9 protein-coding genes, 8 tRNA genes, 4 pseudogenes and 1 riboswitch are annotated in these 22,187 nt (G+C 47.1%); of the genes and pseudogenes, 1 reads left to right on the forward strand and 20 read right to left on the reverse strand.

Annotated features, from left to right (window positions below; translation table 11 throughout):
* Window positions 1–300: 300 nt before the first annotated feature.
* A complete protein-coding gene (locus JCM2765_RS04055) occupies window positions 301–978 on the forward strand; it encodes a prepilin peptidase (RefSeq protein ID WP_054734062.1) in 678 nt (225 codons plus the stop codon).
* An 83-nt stretch (window positions 979–1,061) separates the two neighbouring features.
* Here JCM2765_RS04055 and JCM2765_RS04060 read toward each other — a convergent pair whose 3' ends face one another.
* The 20 genes and pseudogenes from JCM2765_RS04060 to JCM2765_RS04155 form a co-directional block, all read right to left on the reverse strand.
* Window positions 1,062–1,454, reverse strand: coding sequence for a hypothetical protein (locus JCM2765_RS04060; RefSeq protein ID WP_054734065.1), 393 nt, complete (start codon window positions 1,452–1,454; stop codon window positions 1,062–1,064).
* A 140-nt stretch (window positions 1,455–1,594) separates the two neighbouring features.
* Entirely contained in the window at window positions 1,595–2,071 is a 477-nt protein-coding gene (locus JCM2765_RS04065; RefSeq protein WP_082404988.1) for a helix-turn-helix transcriptional regulator, read from the reverse strand.
* Window positions 2,072–2,074: 3 nt separating this feature from the next.
* Complete coding sequence (locus JCM2765_RS04070) at window positions 2,075–2,473, reverse strand: helix-turn-helix transcriptional regulator (protein ID WP_054734071.1); 399 nt, start codon at window positions 2,471–2,473, stop codon at window positions 2,075–2,077.
* A gap of 119 nt (window positions 2,474–2,592) precedes the next feature.
* Window positions 2,593–6,235: pseudogene (gene rpoC / locus JCM2765_RS04075) on the reverse strand (DNA-directed RNA polymerase subunit beta').
* A 19-nt stretch (window positions 6,236–6,254) separates the two neighbouring features.
* Window positions 6,255–9,847, reverse strand: a pseudogene (gene rpoB, locus JCM2765_RS04080) (DNA-directed RNA polymerase subunit beta).
* A gap of 266 nt (window positions 9,848–10,113) precedes the next feature.
* Window positions 10,114–10,703 (reverse strand): annotated as a pseudogene (locus JCM2765_RS04085) (TetR/AcrR family transcriptional regulator).
* Between the two features lie 410 nt (window positions 10,704–11,113).
* On the reverse strand, window positions 11,114–13,600 hold the full coding sequence (locus JCM2765_RS04090; RefSeq protein ID WP_054734074.1) for an ATP-dependent Clp protease ATP-binding subunit: 2,487 nt from the start codon (window positions 13,598–13,600) through the stop codon (window positions 11,114–11,116).
* Window positions 13,601–13,617: 17 nt separating this feature from the next.
* On the reverse strand, window positions 13,618–14,085 hold the full coding sequence (locus JCM2765_RS04095; RefSeq protein WP_054734076.1) for a CtsR family transcriptional regulator: 468 nt from the start codon (window positions 14,083–14,085) through the stop codon (window positions 13,618–13,620).
* 428 nt (window positions 14,086–14,513) lie between these two features.
* Window positions 14,514–14,587: transfer RNA gene (locus JCM2765_RS04100), tRNA-Pro, on the reverse strand.
* Window positions 14,588–14,611: 24 nt separating this feature from the next.
* Window positions 14,612–14,685: transfer RNA gene (locus JCM2765_RS04105), tRNA-Arg, on the reverse strand.
* Window positions 14,686–14,706: 21 nt separating this feature from the next.
* A tRNA-Leu gene (locus tag JCM2765_RS04110) sits at window positions 14,707–14,792 on the reverse strand.
* Between the two features lie 28 nt (window positions 14,793–14,820).
* Window positions 14,821–14,892 (reverse strand) — tRNA-Gly (locus JCM2765_RS04115).
* A 5-nt stretch (window positions 14,893–14,897) separates the two neighbouring features.
* Window positions 14,898–14,970: transfer RNA gene (locus JCM2765_RS04120), tRNA-Thr, on the reverse strand.
* Between the two features lie 25 nt (window positions 14,971–14,995).
* Window positions 14,996–15,077: transfer RNA gene (locus JCM2765_RS04125), tRNA-Leu, on the reverse strand.
* A gap of 16 nt (window positions 15,078–15,093) precedes the next feature.
* Window positions 15,094–15,166: transfer RNA gene (locus tag JCM2765_RS04130), tRNA-Lys, on the reverse strand.
* Between the two features lie 2 nt (window positions 15,167–15,168).
* Window positions 15,169–15,241, reverse strand: a tRNA-Val gene (locus JCM2765_RS04135).
* A gap of 1,356 nt (window positions 15,242–16,597) precedes the next feature.
* The gene (gene serS / locus JCM2765_RS04140) at window positions 16,598–17,863 is read right to left on the reverse strand and encodes a serine--tRNA ligase (RefSeq protein ID WP_054734079.1); all 1,266 of its coding nucleotides are present in this window, start codon (window positions 17,861–17,863) and stop codon (window positions 16,598–16,600) included.
* Between the two features lie 292 nt (window positions 17,864–18,155).
* Complete coding sequence (locus JCM2765_RS04145) at window positions 18,156–18,794, reverse strand: deoxynucleoside kinase (protein ID WP_054734082.1); 639 nt, start codon at window positions 18,792–18,794, stop codon at window positions 18,156–18,158.
* A gap of 228 nt (window positions 18,795–19,022) precedes the next feature.
* Window positions 19,023–20,475: pseudogene (locus JCM2765_RS04150) on the reverse strand (amino acid permease).
* Between the two features lie 129 nt (window positions 20,476–20,604).
* Window positions 20,605–20,782: riboswitch (Lysine riboswitch) on the reverse strand.
* An 81-nt stretch (window positions 20,783–20,863) separates the two neighbouring features.
* A complete protein-coding gene (locus JCM2765_RS04155; RefSeq protein ID WP_054734085.1) occupies window positions 20,864–21,394 on the reverse strand; it encodes a GNAT family N-acetyltransferase in 531 nt (176 codons plus the stop codon).
* Window positions 21,395–22,187 lie beyond the last annotated feature (793 nt).

Consider the following 22,187-nt stretch of genomic DNA (forward strand, 5'->3'; position numbering starts at 1 on the left):
CTAAGAGTCCTCCTTCCTTTTGTCTAATTTAGATTTTAAGTCCACACATCCAGGTGATTCATTTTTGGGTAAAAATAAAAGCCAGATGCACGTATAAGTCGTGCTATGTTTTCCGTCAGCATGTCTGCGTAGCAGAAACCGGTCTACAAAAAGCACCTTTAAAATAATACCATGGCAATTTGGGACTGTCAACGATAACTTCTGATTTCACACTGGTTAACGCTATGTTAACTGATCTGCCTTTTATCCGTAAAAACTCCCTCCGTATTGCGCACGTAGTTAACTGAAAGGAGTGACATCATGGCTTTATTTGCACAACTCATTATCGGGACAGTTATCGGTTCATTTCTGTTCGCCACTTTCAGTCGGGTTCAGATCGGTCAAACCTGTCTCACCCCTGCGCGTTCCTACTGTGATCACTGCCAACATCAGCTAGGTTGGGGGGAGTTAATCCCCATCATTTCTTATCTTTACTTACGCGGCCGCTGTCGCTATTGCCGAACCGTCATCACACCATGGACTTTAATCGTTGAAGGTTATTTCGGCCTACTGGCAATTGCTTGGCAACCAACGCTGACAGCCACCTGCATGACGTTGATTGGTGGCCTATTGTGCTTCATGAGTCTGCACGACTTGGCAACAATGCGAGTGCCAAGTTTGTATTTCTACCTCGTCATGCTTTGTGCGAGTCTCACGCACCTCTCTAATCTGACGTGGTGGCACGTTGGCTTAATCGCTTGTTGGCTACTTTTTCAACTACTACCTGATACCAATCGCTACTTTGGCGCCGGTGATGTCGATTTAGGTTTAAGTTTTGCAATTCTATTCAACCTTTACCACCTTGCCTGGCTGTTGTTGATTGCCAGTTGTACGGCGCTACTAGTCGCCATCGTTAGCGGACAACGACAGCTACCATTTATCCCGTTTTTAACTGCTGGTTATTTAACATTGGTGTTTGTTAATTTGGTGAGATTTTGACAGATAAAAACAGCCTCAGCTCAACTGCTAAATACCGACTGTTGAACCGAGGCTGTCTTTGAATAGTTATCAATCCGACCATGCTAATTAAGGTTCGCCGTGTCCAGATAATCGTCCCATTTGATAACGCGTTTATTTTGAATCTTAACAATCGAAAGAAACTTCATGCCAGGACCTTGCTTGTAGTGTACGGCGTAATCCATGATCAACGTCGTCACCCCTGCAGTAGTGTCTCTGTAGATATTGGCGAATTCAGCGCCGGTTTCCGGTGCATCGTAGGCTTCAAACCACGTTTTGTACGCTGCTTTCGTCATTTGATGTGGGAATCCCGGAAAATGGTCATGGAACGTGAACGTGGTCTCGTCTGAAATTGCGTCCCAGAATGTCTCAGCAGCAACATCAGCTTGCATCCCTTGCATCATGAGATTTAAAAAATAGATTGAATATTGATTATAACCATCTGGATAAGTTGTCATTGTATCGACCTGCTTTCAAAATTGATCATCAGATTGAGGCATTGCTTAACCATACGACAATAACCGTTTCGTCCAATTAACGTCGCCTCAACCCAATGACTGAATCATACAGGGATTTACTTGACAGGGTCTGTCAGCTTTTAATAATTCGCCAAAATTTTTTGAACTTCACTTCGCAATTGATCTCTTAACGATTGAGGTGCCAAGACCGTCAACCCGCTCCCAAATGACAATAAGTAGGTCACCATCCAGTCACCTTCATTAACCATTGTTACAACTTCAAACTCGCCCGACTTGTTTTGGTTGATATCCGATTTCGGAAACGCCTCAAAAACCCGGTACTTTAACCGCTCCGCCAACCGCAATCTCACCTGAATTTGCGGCACTGGGGTCGATTGTACCGTTGATTCAGTTAACCACGGTTGACCGGTTACTTCCGGATGGTCCGTTTGTTCGACATTTAGGTCACTCAATCTGGTCAATTTAAAGCTGCAAGTCGCTTTGCGTTCAATTGAATAACCCGTCAGATACCACGCATTGTTCTTGAACACCACCCGAAACGGGTAAACTTCACGATTAGAAACCTCATTTTTGGCGTTCAAATACTGAAAGTTAATAAACTAGTGATTGAGAATTGCCGACCTTAATTGTGCAAGAATCACTTCTTGCACATCGTCTTTCCGCCAAGCGGTTGGGTCAATCTTCAACCAGTCGACTGGTGATTGCTGAAAAACGGCCGATAACTTAGTCAATGTTTGATCATCTTGAACATCTAGGTCCCGCATATTCTTCAACGACGTTAATATATCGATCTGCTCGTCCTTATTAACGAGTGCTTTACTAATTTTAAATTCTGGTAAAAACGAAATACCACCATTTCTACCATGTGACGTATAGATTGGAATGACCGCAGCACTCAGCGTATCAATATAGCGATAAATTGTTCGCACCGAAACGGCTAACTGTTCCAATAATTGTTCGGCTGTCACTTGATCATGATTTAATAGGATATAAATCATGTTTAATAACTTTTCCGATTTAATGACGCATCCCCCACAGTAAGTCTCTCTTCTACAAAACCAATTATGTACGCAAAAAGGCCCGAAAGCCAACTGACTTTCGAGCCTTTTCTAAATGTTTACTTAGCTTCTTCTTCCTTCATCCGACGTTCCAATTCATTGATTGAATAGACGCCATCAGTGGCAGAGCCGCCAACTTCCTTAGGCTTGATCTTCCGGTAGTCCGGCATCCCGGTACCAGCTGGAATAATCTTCCCAATGATAACATTTTCTTTCAGACCGATCAGAGGATCGTTCTTACCACGGATCGCAGCATCAGTTAAGACACGGGTTGTTTCTTGGAATGACGCAGCTGACAAGAAACTGTTGGTTTCAAGGGCAGCCTTCGTGATCCCTAAGATAACTGGACGGGCAGTCGCAGGAATGCCACCAGAAACCAAGGTCTGGTAGTTATGTTCCTTGAAGTCCTTAATATCCAGCAACGTCCCAGGTAAGACGTCCGTATCGCCCGGATCCATGACCCGAACCTTACGAAGCATTTGACGAACAATGATCTCAACGTGCTTATCCAAGATGGAAATACCTTGCATCCGGTAGACCTTTTGAACTTCGTGGAGTAGGTAGTTTTCAGTAGATAAAACGTCACGAACGCGAATCAATTCCTTAGGATCAACAGACCCTTCGTTCAACGCAGCGCCACGGTGGACAAAGTCGCCTTCAGTCACCTTAAGACGAGCGGTAATCGGTAACGTGTAGCTCCGAGTATCAGCTTCACCCTTAATGGTGATTTCAGTCGTCCGTTCAGCTGGGTTTTCTTCGATTGATTCAACCGTCCCAGTAACTTCCGTAATCTCAGCTTTACCTTTAGGGTTCCGAGATTCAAAGATTTCTTGAATACGAGGAAGCCCTTGGGTGATATCGGCGTTACCGGCAACACCACCGGTATGGAAGTTACGCATGGTCAATTGCGTACCAGGTTCACCGATTGATTGAGCGGCAACCGTACCGGCTGCTTCGCCAATTTCAACTGGGTCGCCAGTGGCAACGTTCCGACCGTAACAGTGTTCACATACCCCGTGGGCAGTGTTACAAGTGAAGACCGAACGAATCGTGACGGTTTCAACACCGGCATCGATCACCTTTTGAGCGATGTCTTCATCGATCATTTGGTTACGGCCGATGATCAAGTCACCAGTCTCTGGGTCGTAGATCGACTTCATCGTGTAACGGCCAAGGATCCGGTCGTACAATGGTTCGATCATTTCGTTACCATTCTTGATTGCACTGATCGTCAAACCACGATCGGTACCACAATCTTCTTCACGCACAATAACGTCTTGCGCCACATCGACCAAACGACGAGTCAGGTAACCTGAGTTGCAGTCTTCAAGGCCGTATCGGTCATCCCTTTACGGGCACCGTGGGTCGAGATAAACATTTCCAAAACAGAGAGGCCTTCACGGAAGTTTGCGGTGATAGGCAATTCCATGATTGCCCCGTTAGGCGCAGCCATCAAACCACGCATCCCGGCAAGTTGCGTAAAGTTAGAGATATTCCCACGAGCACCGGAGTCACTCATCATGAAGATTGGGTTTTGTTGTTCGAAGTTATGGATCAGCTTGTCTTGCAAGTTATCCTTCGCATCGTTCCAAACCCCGATAACCCGTTCGTAACGTTCGTGGTCGGTAATCAAACCACGACGGAACTGCTTGGTGATCGTTGCCACTTGTTTGTGGGCGTCATCGATGATTTGTGGCTTATCAGGTACTTCGGTCACGTCGACGATTCCGACAGTCAAGCCAGAACGGTCGATTCGTTGTAACCCAAGTCCTTCATCCGGTCAAGTAAGAGTGACGTTTCAGTCACTTTGTATTGCTTGTAAACTTCAGCAATGATGTCACTCAAGAAGCCTTTCTTGAATGGCTTAACAACTTCGGCATCACGTAAATGATCGAAGATGTCTTCGCCTGGTTCCAAGAAGTAGCTATCCGGCACGTGGCCGTTCAAGTTCGTCGTTGTTGGTTCGTTCAAGTATGGGAACGACTTAGGTAAGATGTCGTTAAAGATCAACTTACCAACACTCGTGACCATGATCTTGCCCTTTTGTTCATCGGTAAATGGCTTGTTCTTTAAGGATGACGTTTGGATCCCGACACGGGTGTGCCAGTGAACCAAGTTGTTGTTGTAAGCCAACACAGCTTCGTCCTTATCCTTGAAGATCATGCCTTCGCCTTCACGACCGGCTTCTTCCATAGTCAAGTAGTAGTTCCCGATAACCATATCTTGAGATGGGGCCACAACGGGCTTCCCATCCTTAGGTGCCAAAATATGGTGGGCAGCAAGCATCAGCAAACGCGCTTCAGCTTGCGCTTCATCAGATAGCGGCACGTGAATGGCCATTTGGTCCCCATCGAAATCGGCGTTGTAAGCTTCACAGGCTAATGGGTGTAACCGCATTGCCTTACCACTAACCAACACTGGTTCGAACGCTTGAATCCCTAAACGGTGAAGCGTAGGGGCCCGGTTCAACAGAACGGGGTGTTCACGGATAACATCAGCTAAAACGTCAAAGATATCATCGTCTTGACGATCGATCTTACGCTTGGCGTTCTTGATGTTAGAAGCTAACCCACGGCTAACCAATTCCTTCATGATAAATGGCTTGAATAATTCCATTGCCATTGGCACTGGCAAGCCCATTTGGTTCATTCGAAGTGATGGACCAACGTCAATAACGGAACGGCCTGAGTAATCGACACGCTTACCCAGCAAGTTTTGACGGAACCGACCTTGCTTCCCTTTCAACATGTGTGAAAGAGACTTTAATGGCCGGTTACCAGGACCAGCAACTGGACGGCCACGACGACCGTTATCGATCAAAGCATCAACGGCTTCTTGTAACATCCGCTTTTCGTTTTGAACGATAATCCCAGGTGCATGTAAGTCCAATAACCGCTTCAACCGGTTGTTACGGTTGATCACCCGACGGTACAAGTCGTTCAAGTCAGAAGTGGCGAAACGGCCACCTTCCAATTGAACCATTGGCCGGAGATCAGGTGGGATAACTGGAATAGTATCCATTACCATCCAGTCCGGCTTGTTACCGGAAGTCAGGAAGGCTTCCAAGATGTCCAAACGACGAACGGCACGCGTCCGCTTTTGGCCAGTAGCTTCCTTCAATTCTTCCTTGAGTTCAGTGACTTCTTTTTCAAGATCCACGTCACGTAACAACTTCTTGATGGCTTCAGCACCCATTTCAGCGCTAAACCCATTGCCGTATTCGGCTTTCTTATCACGGTATTCACGTTCAGAAAGCAACTGCTTCTTTTCCAATGGTGTGTTACCTGGTTCGATAACCACGTATGAAGCAAAGTAGATGATTTCTTCCAATGAGCGAGGGCTCATATCAAGGACCAAGCCCATCCGGCTAGGAATCCCTTTGAAATACCAAATGTGAGTAACTGGTGCTGCTAATTCAATGTGTCCCATCCGTTCACGACGAACTTTAGAACGCGTAACTTCAACACCACAACGGTCACACACGACACCCTTGTACCGGATCCGCTTGTACTTACCACAAGCACATTCCCAGTCCTTAGTTGGGCCAAAGATACGTTCATCGAACAGTCCGTCTTTTTCTGGCTTTAAGGTTCGGTAGTTGATGGTTTCTGGCTTCTTAACTTCACCAAATGACCAGCTCCGAATCTTGTCAGACGATGCAAGTCCAATTTGCATGCTTTCGAACTTATTGACATCGACCAAAGGATCGACCTCCCTTTAATTAGTCTTTTGCGTTAGCTTCATCCGTTTTAGCAGCTGCTTGCTTTGCATCGGCAGCGGCTTTGTTTTGTTCTTTTTGTTGTTCCGCGAATTTACTCAAAGCGTCAACGTTAACCACGTCGTCATCTTCTTCGTCCATGTCACGTAACTCGATTTCTTGCTTGTCACTACCAAGGACCTTCATGTCCAACCCAAGTGATTGCAATTCCTTCACTAACACACGGAAGGATTCAGGCACACCAGGCTTTGGAATTGGTTCGCCCTTAACGATGGCTTCGTAGGTCTTCACACGACCAACCACGTCATCTGACTTGTAAGTCAGGATTTCTTGCAACGTGTACGCAGCACCGTAAGCTTCAAGGGCCCAAACTTCCATTTCACCAAACCGTTGGCCACCAAATTGCGCTTTACCACCAAGTGGTTGTTGCGTAACCAGTGAGTAAGGTCCGATTGAACGGGCATGAATCTTGTCGTCGACCATGTGGGCCAACTTCATGTAGTGCATGACACCAACGGCAACCCGCTTGTCAAATGCTTCACCGGTCCGACCATCGTAAAGAACGGTCTTAGCATCGTCCGCCATCCCGGCTTCCTTAACAGCTGCCCAGATATCTTCATCTTGCGCACCATCAAAGACAGGTTGATACGTGGATACCTAACTTACGAGCAGCCATCCCTAAGTGAATTTCGAGCACTTGCCCGATGTTCATCCGGGAAGGCACACCCATTGGGCTCAACATGATATCGATTGGGGTACCATCTGGCATGTAAGGCATATCTTCTTGAGGGATCACGATTGAAACGGTCCCTTTGTTCCCATGACGACCGGCCATCTTATCACCGACTTGCAACTTACGCTTTTGAGCGATGTAGACCCGAACCATCATGTTAACGCCAGGAGACAATTCATCACCGTTTTCACGAGTGAAGATCCGGACGTTTTGGATGATTCCGCCGCCACCATGAGGCACCTTAAGTGACGTATCCCGAACTTCACGGGCCTTTTCACCAAAGATTGCGTGTAACAGACGTTCTTCGGCTGATAATTCAGTCACACCCTTAGGCGTTACCTTACCAACTAAGATGTCACCATCATGAACTTCGGCACCGATACGAATGATCCCCTCTTCATCGAGGTTCTTCAAAGCATCTTCACCAACGTTAGGAATTTCACGCGTGATTTCCTCAGGTCCGAGTTTCGTATCCCGGGCTTCTGATTCGTATTCTTCAATATGGATCGACGTGTAAACGTCATCCTTAACAAGGCGTTCGTTGATCCCGATGGCATCTTCGAAGTTGTAACCTTGCCAAGTCATGAAGGCAACTAATGGGTTTTGACCTAAGGCCAATTCGCCATCTTCCATTGATGGGCCATCAGCCAAGACTTCGTCGTTATCAACGTGGTCGCCCACTTTAACGATTGGCCGTTGGTTGTAGTTCTTACCACCGTTAGAACGTTGGAACTTCATTAACTTGTAAGTGTCTAAGGCACCGTCTTCACGACGAACACGAATTTCACGTGCATCGACGTATTCAACAGTCCCATCGTGCTTGCTGATCAAGGCAACACCAGAGTCATGCGCAGCTTTGTATTCGATCCCAGTCCCAACTAATGGAGAGTGAGGATCCAACAAAGGAACGGCTTGACGCATCATGTTGGCACCCATCAAAGCCCGGTTGGAGTCATCGTTTTCCAAGAAAGGAATGCAGGCCGTAGCGACTGACACAACTTGCTTAGGCGAAACGTCCATGTAATCGACAGCGTCGATCCCGGTTTCAATGTTTTCAGACTTCGCACGTGCCATAACAACGTCGTTCACAAATGAACCATCATCATTCAATGGTGAGTTTGCTTGTGCCACAACGTAGTTATCTTCTTCGTCAGCGGTCAAGTAGTCGATCTTATCGGTAACCTTGTGAGATTCCCAAGAAACACGACGGTATGGCGTTTCGATAAAGCCATACTTGTTGATCCGAGCGTAAGAAGACAAACTGTTGATCAACCAATGTTAGGGCCTTCAGGCGTTTCGATTGGGCACATCCGACCGTAGTGGGTGTAGTGCACGTCACGAACTTCATAACCGGCACGGTCACGAGTCAAACCACCAGGTCCAAGGGCAGATAACCGACGCTTATGCGTTAATTCACCCAATGGGTTGGTTTGGTCCATGAATTGTGACAGTTGTGATGACCCAAAGAATTCCTTGATTGAAGCAACAACTGGCCGAATATTGATCAATTGTTGTGGTGTTACGGTTGAGGCGTCTTGAATTGACATCCGTTCCCGAACAACCCGTTCCATCCGGGATAACCCGATCCGGAATTGGTTTTGCAACAATTCACCAACGGAACGAATCCGACGGTTACCCAAGTGATCGATATCATCGGTGTTACCAACGCCTTCTTGTAAGTTGAAGAAGTAGTTAACAGCAGCTAAGATATCGGCTGGGGTAATGTGCTTGTATTTGAGATCAATATGGCCATCGCCAATAACTGGAATGGCACGTTCTGGATCGTCTGGTGATTCAACCATGATGGTTTGCAGCGTAACTGGTTCAGTCACAACCGCTTCATCAGATGGCGTGTAAGTCACCGTCTTGAAGTCATCACGATCTAAGTAAGGTGACAACGTCTTCAAACGATCCTTATCTAAGATATCGCCCTTTTGTGCCAAAACTTCGCAGTCTCAGGATCAGCTAAGGTTTCAGCTAAGGTCAAGCCCAGTAAGCGGTTCTTCAAAACTAACTTCTTGTTAGTCTTGTAACGGCCAACTGGTGCCATGTCATAACGCTTAGGATCAAAGAAACGAGCGGTCAACAGACTCCGTGAAGAGTCAGCGGTCTTAGGTTCACCTGGCCGCAAGCGTTCGTAGATATCCTTCAACGCTTCTTCAACTCGTGAATCGTCGGTGTTCTTGTGAACATCTTTTTCAAGAGTTGCCATCAAACTGTCGTTGTCACCGAACATCTTGATGATTTCATCGTCAGAGCCGAAGCCCAATGCCCGAACAAGTTCTGACATTGGAATCTTCCGCGTCCGGTCGATACGAACGTAAGAGAGGCCCTTAGCGTCGGTTTCAAATTCCAACCAAGCACCTCGGTTAGGAATCACAGTGGCACCGTAAACCGTCCGACCGTTCTTATCAGTTTCTTCATTATAATAAACACCAGGGGAACGAACTAATTGCGATACGATAACCCGTTCGGCACCATTAATAATAAACGTCCCTTGTTCCGTCATCAGTGGGAAATCCCCAAAGAAAACGTCTTGTGACTTGATTTCGCCAGTTTCATGGTTCGTCAAGCGCAACGTGACGTGTAGTGGTGCTGAGTAGTTTGCATCGTGTTCTCGTGCTTCATCAACGGTATATTTTGGTTCTAGTAATTGATAATCAACGAACTCTAATGAAAGGTTCCCTTGGAAATCTTCGATAGGCATAATGTCATCGAACATTTCGCGCAGCCCTTCATCTAGAAACCATTGGTACGAATTCTTTTGGATTTCGATCAAGTTAGGTAAATCCAATACTTCCTTAATCCGTGCGTAGCTTCGTCGGGTCCGGTGCTTGCCATATTTAACCAAGTGTCCTGCCAAGTTGTTCACCTCTCCAGTTTATTCAGCGAACTGAATCCAAATATTACAATTAGATTACATTTTCAAAGAAAACGATTTCTAACCGGTTTTTTGGCAAAAAAAATCCAAAAACAAACCGATTCTGTTTGCTTTTGGTTTTTATGAGACCCGCCGCGGACAATAGATCGTGACGAATCATTTCAGTTCACAGTTCCATACTGCTGATTAGTATACGCACTTCAATTGTGCTTGTCAAGGCTGTTGCTCACATTACGCCTAAATTGGTCTTAATCAACAACGCCGTGCAAAATCATATCCAATAACAATCGAATGCGGGCCTCTTCCGATAAGTCCGAACCACCGATTTGATGAAACCGGCTGAACAGCGGGCTAAGGCTCGTCATATAAAACGAAGCCGCCTCCGTTGCGGTCAACGTTTTCGAAGGGTAACATCTTCGCTTTCAAAGAACGTGGTGATCGGTGTTAGATAATCCGTTTGAAACAGCATGCCGAGCCGTCCTTGGTGCGCTGGTTTTAGATACGCAAAACTAGAGTGGATCACCGTAAAAATGTCTCGCGGATGGGCATCTGTCAACACCTGCGTAATCTGCATTAACCGATCTTCTGGTGATAACGTCGTCTGTTGTGCATTAATTGCATCGATCCGTTCTTTGATCGATGCCCCTACCGTTTGAATCACCTGCAAGAAAATCACTTCTTTATCGTCAAAGTGATGGTACAGCGCCGGTTGAGTAATCCCCACCGCTTTGGCAATGTCTCGGGTTGAGGTTTCTTGGAACCCCTTGGATAAAAATAATTCCCGCGCTGCATCAAGAATGGCCTGGCGGGTCTGTGCTAACTGTTCCTCTCGCTTCAATTGAACGATCCTTTCTCATACCAACTACTTTTTGTCGATTAATAGTCTACCATATTAACCTTGTAAACGAAACGGCCAGTGTGCGGAGCGAGACGGGTTGAGAGCGTAATGTAAGGGCACTTCGGTGAAAGCGCCCGGGCCTGGCGGTTTTATCGAAGTGCCCTTACATGCAGCTCTCAGTCTCGTGCAGCACTATTCGGCGTGGTGGCCAAAAAGCGCGCGGCTGACAAGTGCTACATCTTCAGAAACCCTAGAAATAACAGTTTAATTGGCGCCGAATTTTGTAGCTGAGAGCGCCGGTTTTCGTGCGGCTTTGGCGAGCGAAGCGATGCAAACAGCCAACACTTACGTTAGACACAAAAGAAGCAACCCCACCAAAGTGAAATTGCTTCTACTATAATCTATTTAACTTACTTGGTTCCAACCGGCTGACTCTTCTCAACCGGCTTTTCAGTCTCTTGTTTCACGTTCACGGTAATCTCACCCTTGGTTGCACCAAGCGTGACTTGGTTCCCCGCTTTGATTTCGCCGGAGAGCAATGCTTCACTCAACCGGTCTTCAATCTTCGTCTGGAGGGCCCGACGAATTGGTCGTGCACCATACTCAGGGTCAAAACCAGCATCGGCAATCACGTCGATAGCAGCTGGCGTTACCTTAACCTTGATACCTTGATCGCTGATCCGCTTGATCACCGTCTTAGCCATCAACTTCACGATTTGGTGAAGTTCCTTCTTAACGAGGGCGTGGAAGACCACGATTTCATCGATCCGGTTCAAGAACTCTGGCCGGAATGATTGCTTCAAGGTTTCACGAATCGTGGCTGCCATGGCTTTGTAGTCTTCGGCATGATCTTCGGCACCAAATCCAACCGTCTTTTCGTCCCGAAGGCGAGTTGCCCCCAAGTTAGAGGTCATAATCAAGATGGTGTTTCGGAAATCCACTTTGCGACCCTTAGAATCAGTCAAGTAACCATCATCAAGGACTTGCAGTAACAGGTTAAAGACGTCTGGATGCGCCTTTTCAACTTCATCAAAGAGAACGACTGAGTAAGGCTTTTGACGAACCTTTTCAGTTAATTGGCCACCTTCATCATAGCCAACGTACCCTGGTGCCGAGCCAATCAATCGACTCGTTGAGTACTTCTCCATGTATTCACTCATGTCGACCCGGATAATGTTATCTTCCGAACCAAACATCGCTTCAGCAAGAGCCTTAGCCAATTCCGTTTTCCCAACCCCAGTCGGGCCTAAGAACATGAATGAACCAATTGGCCGGTTTGGATCTTTCAACCCACTCCGAGCCCGCCGAATTGCCCGTGAGACTGCAGAAACGGCTTCTTCTTGGCCCACAACCCGCTTATGCAAGATGTTTTCCAAGTTAATCAAACGTTCCTGTTCAGTCCGTTGCAATTGGGTCGTTGGTACCCCAGTCCAGTCAGAAACAACTTCGGCAACGTCTTCGCCAGTGACGTTTAAGTCATACTGTTGATCACTTTCAGCCTTCTTCTTGGCTTTCTTATCGAGCTTCGCTTTCAGCGCAATTTCTTGTTCTCTCAGATCAGCGGCTTCTTCAAATCGTTGGTCTAAGATAGCAGCTTCGCGCTGGTCAGCTAATTCCGCTAACTTCGCTTCTTGCTTTGACTTTGCTGATGGTTGATCCATTTGACTGATCCGCACTTTAGCAGCTGCTTCATCCATCAGGTCAATGGCCTTATCAGGTAAGAACCGATCCGTAATGTAGCGAGTAGATAACTTGACGGCTTGTTCAAGCGCCTCATCTGAAATGTTGGCGTGGTGGTGTTCCTCGTAACGTGGCCGCAAGCCCTTCAAAATTTCAATCGTTTCGTCTTCAGTTGGTTCGTCCACTTGCACGGTCGCAAATCGGCGTTCCAACGCTGCGTCAGATTCGATGTATTTTTGATACTCATCCAGCGTGGTTGCCCCAATGGTTTGAAGTTCGCCACGTGCTAGAGCGGGTTTCAAGATGTTTGAAGCGTCAATGGCACCTTCAGCACCACCGGCACCGATCAAAGTGTGTAATTCGTCGATAAACAGGATGACTTGGCCATCGTTATAAATTTCTTCGATAACCTTCTTCAACCGGTCTTCGAATTCACCACGGTACTTAGTCCCAGCAACCAACGACCCCATATCAAGAGCCATCAGCCGTTTTTGCTGCATATCTTCTGGAACGTCACCAGCAACGATCCGTTGGGCAAGCCCTTCAGCAATCGCCGTTTTCCCGACACCGGGTTCGCCGATCAACACAGGGTTGTTTTTGGTCCGCCGACTCAGAATCTGAATCACACGCCGAACTTCCTTGTTCCGGCCAACCGTTGGATCCATTCGATCATCTTTGGCCAATTGGGTCAAATCCCGAGCCAACGAATCCAGAGTTGGGGTGCCGCCTTGTTGCTTGCGAGCGCGTGGGTTGCGCCGCTTATCTTGAGTTTCACTAACGCCGAGCTTCCGCAAAATCACCTTGCGTGCTTGGCCGAGGTCAATGTTTAAATTCATTAAAATACGTGAGGATAAGATGGTTTCATCACTCAGTAGCGCAAGTAATAGGTGTTCAGTACCAATCTTAGTCGCACCGATTCGCTTTGCCTCTTCACCAGCAACGGACAGCATGTCCTTGGCCTTTGGTGAATATGGGAGGTAAGTATCCTTATCAACGTTGCCTAAAGTGCCGTAACCGGTAAACCGTTCGATTTCTTCACGCACATCGTCTTCGCTGATTGAGAACTGTTGCAACACCTTGTTGGCGATCCCGTTCTTCTCAATCGTGAGCGCTAAGAGTAAGTGTTCCGTACCTACCGCTTGGTGCTTGAAAAATTTGGCTTGCTCTTGAGCTAATGCCAATACGCTCTTCGCACTTGGGGTAAAAAGATTATCCATATCAATTCCTCACTTTCTTAGCTCTCGTAACGCAAATGCTTTAGGATGCTCACTAAGATCCGCGCTCGTAAGCCGTTTTCTTGTGCTCGGTTTTCCATTTGAAGGGTGTCCTTATTCATGATCGTCAAGATGATGTTGGCTTCACGCCGACCAATGACGCCACTTTCATAAAGACCCTGCACGACAGCGTAACCATCGCGTTGCCCAATTGAATCACCAATCGTTTCAATTAAAGAGTCCAACACGTCCGTATCATCTAACAAGTTGACCTTCTCTATTCGAATATAGCCGCCACCGCCACGCTTGCTTTCAACTAAATACCCATTTGATAATGTAAAGCGCGTTTTGATCACGTAATTAATCTGAGAAGGTACCACATTAAAGAGGTCCGCAACCTCAGATCGGCGAATTTCTACGTGCTCCGTATCCGACAGAATCTGTTTGAGGTACTTTTCGATAATATCGGAAATATTTTGATTTTGCACGTTATCCCTCCATTCACCAACTCAGCAATCTACTTTGACTAATGTTGACTTTTATTATACGAATCTTTAGCCAAAAAGCAAAGTATTAACCTTAAATTTAAATTTCTTTGGTAATTAAAGGGGCCGTCCTCTACGTTGCGGTTGGACCCGAAAACCGATTACTACCTATATTATAGGCCAGAACCCCTTATTCTGACTACTGAAAGCCGTGAATTGATGGGATTTATTGTCATTAATTCAGCTTAAACGGAACGATAGATCACTGACTGTCACGAACTGGCAACTGGCTTAAGTTAGCTTAGGTTTAGGCTTTACCATAATCGCCTGTCATGAGATTGTCAAGTGAGTTTTAATCAGTTGTTCATATAGCGCAGCCGATAGAAACGAAAAAGCGACCAGTCAATGACTGATCGCTTTACGGTAACGTATCGGGAAAACAGGATTTGAACCTGCGACCCCTACGTCCCGAACGTAGTGCTCTACCAAGCTGAGCTACTTCCCGTTATCGTTTGTAGATACAAAAAAATGCACCCAGTAGGAGTCGAACCTACAACCTTCTGATTCGTAGTCAGACACTCTATCCAGTTGCGCTATGGGTGCATAATAATATTAAAATGTAAATGCCGAGGACCGGGATCGAACCGGTACGGTTATCACTAACCGCAGGATTTTAAGTCCTGTGCGTCTGCCAATTCCGCCACCCCGGCAAGAAAAGACGCTTTTTACTTAATAAAAAGCGGAAGACGGGATTCGAACCCGCGACCCCCACCATGGCAAGGTGATGTTCTACCACTGAACTACTTCCGCACAAATGCCGACTAGAGGATTCGAACCTCCGACCTCCTCATTACTAGTGAGATGCTCTGCCAACTGAGCTAAGTCGGCGAAAGTGAAATTATTATTTAATTAATGCGGGTGAAGGGACTCGAACCCCCACGTCGTAAGACACTAGAACCTAAATCTAGCGCGTCTGCCAGTTCCGCCACACCCGCATGGTGTACTGGATAATGAGCCGTGACAGTCTCGAACTGTCGACCCTCTGATTAAAAGTCAGATGCTCTACCAACTGAGCTAACGGCTCAATGGAGGATACAGGGCTCGAACCTGTGACCCTCTGCTTGTAAGGCAGACGCTCTCCCAACTGAGCTAATCCTCCATAGTGCTCATAAAGGCAGGACCATTTAATGATCGACCTCTCGAAACAACTACTAAATTTTATCATCTTATCAAATTGATGTCAACATCTTTTTTAATTAAGATGAATAGTTATGCAATCTTTATGTCTCACACAACTTTATTAGTTTAACATTTCGTTGATTAGCTGTCAACAACTTTTTCAACTTAATGTTTAGCGGTTAGAGCTCGTAAGCCCCGGTAACTCAACCGCAAGAACTATATTACACGCTTTGGCAGAAAAAAGCTACCCTTTTTGCAATTTCTTCGATTTTTTTGCAAAACCCCCTACTACGGCTTTCTTGGCAAGTTATACCTGTTCTGCGACGCGTTTCCGCTTTATGCATAAGTTGAGAGTTAAAGTACATAAACATGTATTCGGGTACACTGCCGCTTGTGTCCAGCGTAAGCATGTTTAGTTTGTGAAGCGATTCTAATTTTCTATAGTGGGAGGATGCCGCGGGAGGCTCTGGCACTATGCGGAGCTGGAACGCAGCGGCTCTCCGGAGCTAGGAATGGGCTGAAAACCGCCCATGCCGGATCTCCTCCGTCTCGCGTATGACATAAGGCACTCGCACCCCGAAGCCCACGGGGCACGACTGCCTAAGTCATACCGACACTGCTGAGCTCCGCGCACCTCCGCCTCCCGCTACATGGTGCGCTGTCAGTAACTTAACTGTTAACTGCAGCAATCTGAAGTTGACGAAACAGCGTAATGGCAACGCTGGATAGAAACTAAACAACTGTAAAAACGACTGTGGTCAATGTTCAATAACCACAATGCACCAACGATTGCGCAATACTAAATCTATCAGGTATATCCTGAATCTGATGTAGCTGCAGTGACATTCACCCGGCCGATTATGAAACAGTAACTACTGCTTTATTTTGGCGGTTGTCGAATCAACGTCAATTGTTGCGATAACGCCATATAACGCCATTAAGTTGTGCGGTTATGCATTTGAGATGGTCTACAATAGTGCCGAATTGCGCCAATGTAAGATTTCGGTTGGCGGCTAGGTGGATGCTGTGTCGCGATAATTGGTGGTTGTTGGTGTTCTTCCGACAACCGCCAATTATCGGGGACGAAGTTAAGACTCGCGTGGGTTTTGGCGAGTCTTAACTTCGAGGTCTGAGACCGCCCTTCGGCTCAGACCGGCCCCACAGCAGGAACCTAGCCGCTGACCGGAATCGACAGTCCAAGCAAATCAACACACTTCACAAACTGAACGGCAGAATGCTTACGCTGGACACAAACGTAAGCATAAAAAATCGCCACCTCATAAAACATCATGAGGTGACGATCAATAGACGATTTAATTTAACTTACTATAGTAGGTTACTTAATAACCGTTTGCCCACCCATGTATGGTTGGAGGGCTTCTGGAATGTTAACCGTGCCGTCTGCGTTTTGGTAGTTTCCAACGGCAGCGACCGTCCGGCCAACGGCTAAGCCGGAACCGTTCAAGGTGTGAACGTACTGGAGCTTACCGTTTTCGTCACGGTATTGGATGTGTGCCCGACGTGCTTGGAAGTCGGTACAGTTTGAACAACTTGAGATTTCACGGTATTTGTCTTGGAATGGTAACCAAACTTCCAAGTCATGCGTCATGGCAGCCGTAAAGCTCATGTCGCCAGTGGTCAAGGTGATCACGTGGTGGGCCAAGCCTAACTTCTTCAACAAGTCTTCGGCATGGTTGGTCATCTTTTCCAACGCATCCCATGATTGTTCAGGCTTCGTGAATTGCACCATTTCAACCTTGTTAAATTGGTGTAACCGGATCAAGCCCCGGGTATCACGACCGGCACTCCCGGCTTCTGAACGGAAGGCTGGTGACAAGGCGGTAAACTTAACCGGTAACTTGGTATCGTCAATCACTTCATCGCGGTAGAAGTTAACCAATGGCACTTCGGCCGTTGGAATCAACGTTTCGTCGGCTTCCTTCAATGAATAAACGTCTTCGGTAAACTTAGGGAATTGACCAGTCCCAAACATGGACTCACTGTTCACCATGTATGGTGGCAAGATTTCCGTAAAGCCGGCCTTTTCATTTTCGTCCAAGAAGAAGTTGTAGATGGCCCGTTCCAGACGCGCGCCTTGGCCGACGTAGTATAAGAAGCGACTGCCGGAAACTTTGGCGCCACGTTCGAAATCTAAGATACCCAAAGCTTCACCAATTTCCCAGTGTGACTTTGGTTCAAAGTCAAACGTTGGAATCTCGCCCCACTTCCGCAATTCAACACTGCCGTCTTCAGTTAAACCAACGGGCACGTTGTCGTTAGGAATGTTTGGTAAGCGTGATGCCTTATCGTGAACGTCATCCGCAATCTGAGTCAATTGTTCGTCTAACGCCTTGATGTCGGCACTCACTTGCTTCATTTGGTTGATCTTGTCGCTAGCATCTTCCTTGTTACGTTTCAACTGTGAGATTTCGTCTGACACTTGGTTACGGTCAGCCTTCATCGTTTCTGACTTAACGATTAAGTCACGACGTTGTTGGTCAAGATCAAGCAATGCATCGATCTCAGCGGCGTCAACACCCCGCGTGGCTAACTTTTCCTTTACAAAATCCGGCTGTGTCCGAACTAACTTTAAATCAATCATGGTAAATCTCCTCTCGTATTATCGGACCGCAAAAAAAGCTTCCGCCCCAAAAAGTTGGGACGAAAGCTCGCGGTACCACCCAAGTTTGTAGCCATTGCTACACACTCAATTATCGGTAACGGTGATGACCCGTACAGGATTAACTGTCCGCTTTGACGTGGCGGAGTTTCGACGTAACGGTTTTCAGAATACCCCGTCTCTCTGATCGTCTACTTAAACCACATCGCGTTTAATGAACTACTCTTAGTTTACGATATCTCGTTTCATTTAGCAAGCCACACCCGGCACTCGTTTAAAGGTTGAGTTCGGCCATCTTGTTATCGACCAACTCAAGCACCCGTTTTTGAGCGGTTGTGTCTTCAACAAAGTCGAGTTCGTCACCGTTGATCATCATCTTAGGTGACTTGTCGTAGTTGTTATACCAATCAATGTAGCGTTCGTCCAATTCCTTGTAGTAGTTGTACAGGCTTGGATCTTGTTCGATCTGTTCAAATGACCGGCCGCGCTTCTTGATACGTGACAACATGGTGTCAAAGGAGATACTGATGTGGATCAAGAGGTCTGGGTTCTTCTTGTGTGGCGTATCTGGCAGTTCTTCCATCATGTTTTGAAGCAGTGAATCATAAATGTCGACTTCAGTCTGGGTTGCCCGACCTAAATCAGCGTTTAATCTGAATAACAGTGAATCTTCAAAAATTGACCGGTCTAAAACCGTTTCATCATCCTTGAAGGCTTCCTTAATGCTCTCAAGCCGTTTGTTCAAGAAATAAATTTGGAGCAAAAAGCCGTATTTTTTGGGATTCTGATAAAACAACGGTAAAATCTCGTTGTCTTCTACGGACTCGTAAAAGGCCGGTTTGTTTAAGTGATCCGCCAATAAGTTGGTCAGGCTGGTTTTACCAGCGCCGATGGTGCCAGATAGTACGATCATCAGATAATTTCTCCTTTAACTTCAACTTCAAAAATCAGCACTATCCATTGTATCATCACTTGGTCGAAATGCAATATCTAGTGGTCATTCTCATGAGGGTTTTATGGAATCACGGGACCCTGATTCATTGCAGAGACTGGTATCACCGGGTTTGCTGACGCCAATAAAAAAAACGGTGCTGCCTCTCCATTGAAAGGCAACACCGTCAACTCATTTAACTTTAATGCGTTACATCTTACGCTTATGTGGCGCTACGTCCACTTCGTCCAACGGCACCATCTTGGTATGATGGCGAACCTTATAGTACACAAACAAGACGATGAACAATGGCACACTCAGGTAAGTGACGCCGATTTGTTCCCAGTCAAACTGTGCGAAGGCCGTGGTATTTTGACCTGCGATGACCAAGATACACAAGACGAGGGCCAAGATTGGGCCGAATGGGAACCACTTTGCATGGTATTTTAACTCACTCAAATCATGACCCTGCTTAACGAATGCCCGCCGGAAGCGGAAGTGGGAGATGGCGATCCCTAACCAGGCAATGAAGCCGGTCAAACCAGAGGCCGCCACTAACCACGTGTAAACTTGTGGGCCCGCCACACTAGTGATGAAGGCCAACGCCCCAATCACCGTGGTGGCAACTTGGGCGCGCAATGGCACCCCGTTTTTAGTTGTGTGTTGGAAATACGTTGGTGCGTACCCATCTAACGACAACGAGTACAACATCCGAGATGACGCATACATCCCGGAGTTGGCCGCTGAAATCACGGACGTCAAGATAACGGCGTTCATCACACTGGCAGCCGCTGCTAACCCAGCGCGCTTGAAGACCAACGTAAACGGACTGATGGCAATATCGGTTGCTGATGAACCCAACAAATCAGGACTCGTGTAAGGAATCAAGCAGGCAATCACGAAGATGGCGAGGATGTAGAACAATAAGATTCGCCAGAATACTTCGTTGATGGCCTTTGGAATACTCTTTTCAGGTGTTGCGGATTCACCAGCCGTAATGCCGACCAATTCAGTCCCTTGGAACGAGAACCCGGCAACAACGAACACGCTCAGCATGGCTGGCATGCCACCGACGAACGGTGCCTTCTTATAGGTAAAGTTTTCAAGACCGGTTGCGTGACCACCCATGATGCCAAAAATGGTCAAGACCCCAACGATCAAGAAAATGATGACGGTCACCACTTTGATCATGGCCATCCAATACTCGGTTTCCCCGAACGCCTTAACGGTCAACGCGTTGATCATGAAGATGATGACTAAGACCGCCACACTCCAGATCCACCCCGGAATATCCGGCAACCAGAACTTCATCACCAAAGCGGCGGTACTAATATCCACCGCTAACGTGATTGCCCAGTTAAACCAGTAGTTCCAGCCCATCGCAAATCCCAACGCGGGATCGACATACTTGGTTGAATAGGTCGCAAACGACCCGGAAACTGGCATATTAGTTGCCATTTCACCCAAACTCGTCATCAGGAAGTAAACCATGACCCTAAGGCGATGTAGCAACTAAGCCGCCACCAGGTCCGGCGGTTGAAATTGCGGACCCACTGGCAACGAAAAGCCCGGTCCCAATACTTCCCCCTAACGCAATCATTGAGAGGTGACGCGTCTTGAGTTCACGCTTCACTTCATGGTCGTTTGTTTGTTGCTCTGCCATTTTGCACACTCACTTTCTATCATTGATCTACGGTTATTTTGATCATGAGGTGCCCAATTTCAACTTAAAAGGGCCTCCTCACAAGCACACACCTGCGAGAAGACCCGACTTAAATTCATCGTTTCATCTAACGTAGGAAGCGCTCCGCAACACATCGTTGCGACAGTTCCTGCCCTCTTAAGACAGGTCCCAACCAGCGTACTCATCAGCGTACCCTAGCTTCGGCAACGTCCCCTTTAACTACTGATCGTCAATCCTGATGGACTTCACAGCAGCGACTCTTGAACATCGCACCTCTTCTTTTAACGCTACCCATATTACTCCCCTCGGTGAGGCATTGCAACCGTTTCGTCACCGACCAAGGTTAGAATTGGGTAAGAATCTCAGCTTAAGCCCGAACCAGCTGATAGATCACTTCGGTCTGGCCGGGTTGATACAGCGCATTTTGTGGGTGTTGAAATTCATCAACGTAATGGAAGCCCAGTTTGACCAGCACGCGTTGTGATTGCGCGTTCGTTTTCAGAAAACTTGCCCAGATCACACTGAATAGTTGACGATCAAATACCGCGTGAATCAGCGCTTGCCCGGCTTCCGTCATATAGCCGTGACCCCAGTAAGCTTCATTTAACACGTACCCCAAATCACATTCCTGATCAGAAACATCACCTTCAGAAGTAATCCGGTCATAAAAGCCGATGCTACCAATCACCCGAGCCGTCGTTCGTTCAACCACCGCCAACACAAAGCCCTGCCGCATCGTTTGTTTCAGCAAATAGTGAGCGTCCTCCAAGTTTCGCGCATACTGAAACCCAGCCGCTTTCGCACTTTGCTGATTCTTCACAATTTCGAAATAATCGTTCAAATCCGATTCTACAAACGGTCGCAACTTCAACCTTGCCGTTGTCAGTTCAAGTGTCATCCTTATCGGTCCTTTTCATCTTCACCTGCGTCATCACGTCGGTTACATTTTACATGGTGCGTTACTGTGGTGCAAGCTATGACTGTCGTTTGTATCCAGCGTAAGCATTCTGCTGTTCAGTTTGTGAATTGCGGTGATTTGCGTGAGCTGGCGATTCCGGTAAGCGACTAGGTTCCTGCTGTGGGGCCGGTTTGAGCCAAAGAGCGGTCTCAAACCTCGAATCTAAGCCTCGCCAAAACCCGTGCGAGTCTTAGATTCGTCCCCGATAATTGGCGGTTGTTGGAAGTTCATCAACAACCACCAATTATCGCGACACAGCATCCACCTAGCCGCTTACCTGCATCTCACAATGTGCAAGCAGACACTATTGTAGACCATCTCAAGTGCTTAACTGGACAACTTGCGGCGGTATCATAATAACCTAACGTTGATTCGACAAAGGTCTAAATTAATCAGCAGCCGTCGTTCCTTAATCGAGATGGCTACTTCTGAATGTCAACGCAACGGCGTTAAGTCCACGCAAACGTGACGTACGACTGGCCAATCTAGTAATGCGCAATCGTTGATTCGTTGCGGTTATGCAGTTTCGTCAACTTCAGTTTGTTGCAGTTAGCAGTTAAGTTTTCGACAGCACACTATGTAGCGGGAGGCGGAGGCGCGCGAGGCTCAGCAGTGTCGGTATGACTTGGGCAGTCGTGCCTCGTGGGGTTCGAGGTGCGAGTGCCTAGTCATACGCGGGTCCGGAGAGATCCGGCATGGCGGTCCTCAGCCATTCCTACTCGTAGCCCGCACT

The sequence above is a fragment of the Secundilactobacillus similis DSM 23365 = JCM 2765 genome (assembly GCF_001311075.1).
Taxonomy (GTDB): domain Bacteria; phylum Bacillota; class Bacilli; order Lactobacillales; family Lactobacillaceae; genus Secundilactobacillus; species Secundilactobacillus similis.

Excerpts from the sequence above, each read along its gene's own strand:
- JCM2765_RS04055 (WP_054734062.1), top strand. The coding sequence starts at position 301 with ATGGCTTTATTTGCACAACTCATTATCGGGACAGTTATCGGTTCATTT.
- JCM2765_RS04060 (WP_054734065.1), bottom strand. The coding sequence starts at position 1,454 with ATGACAACTTATCCAGATGGTTATAATCAATATTCAATCTATTTTTTA.
- JCM2765_RS04070 (WP_054734071.1), bottom strand. The coding sequence starts at position 2,473 with ATGATTTATATCCTATTAAATCATGATCAAGTGACAGCCGAACAATTA.
- JCM2765_RS04090 (WP_054734074.1), bottom strand. The coding sequence starts at position 13,600 with ATGGATAATCTTTTTACCCCAAGTGCGAAGAGCGTATTGGCATTAGCT.
- serS (WP_054734079.1), bottom strand. The coding sequence starts at position 17,863 with ATGATTGATTTAAAGTTAGTTCGGACACAGCCGGATTTTGTAAAGGAA.
- JCM2765_RS04145 (WP_054734082.1), bottom strand. The coding sequence starts at position 18,794 with ATGATCGTACTATCTGGCACCATCGGCGCTGGTAAAACCAGCCTGACC.
- JCM2765_RS04155 (WP_054734085.1), bottom strand. The coding sequence starts at position 21,394 with ATGACACTTGAACTGACAACGGCAAGGTTGAAGTTGCGACCGTTTGTA.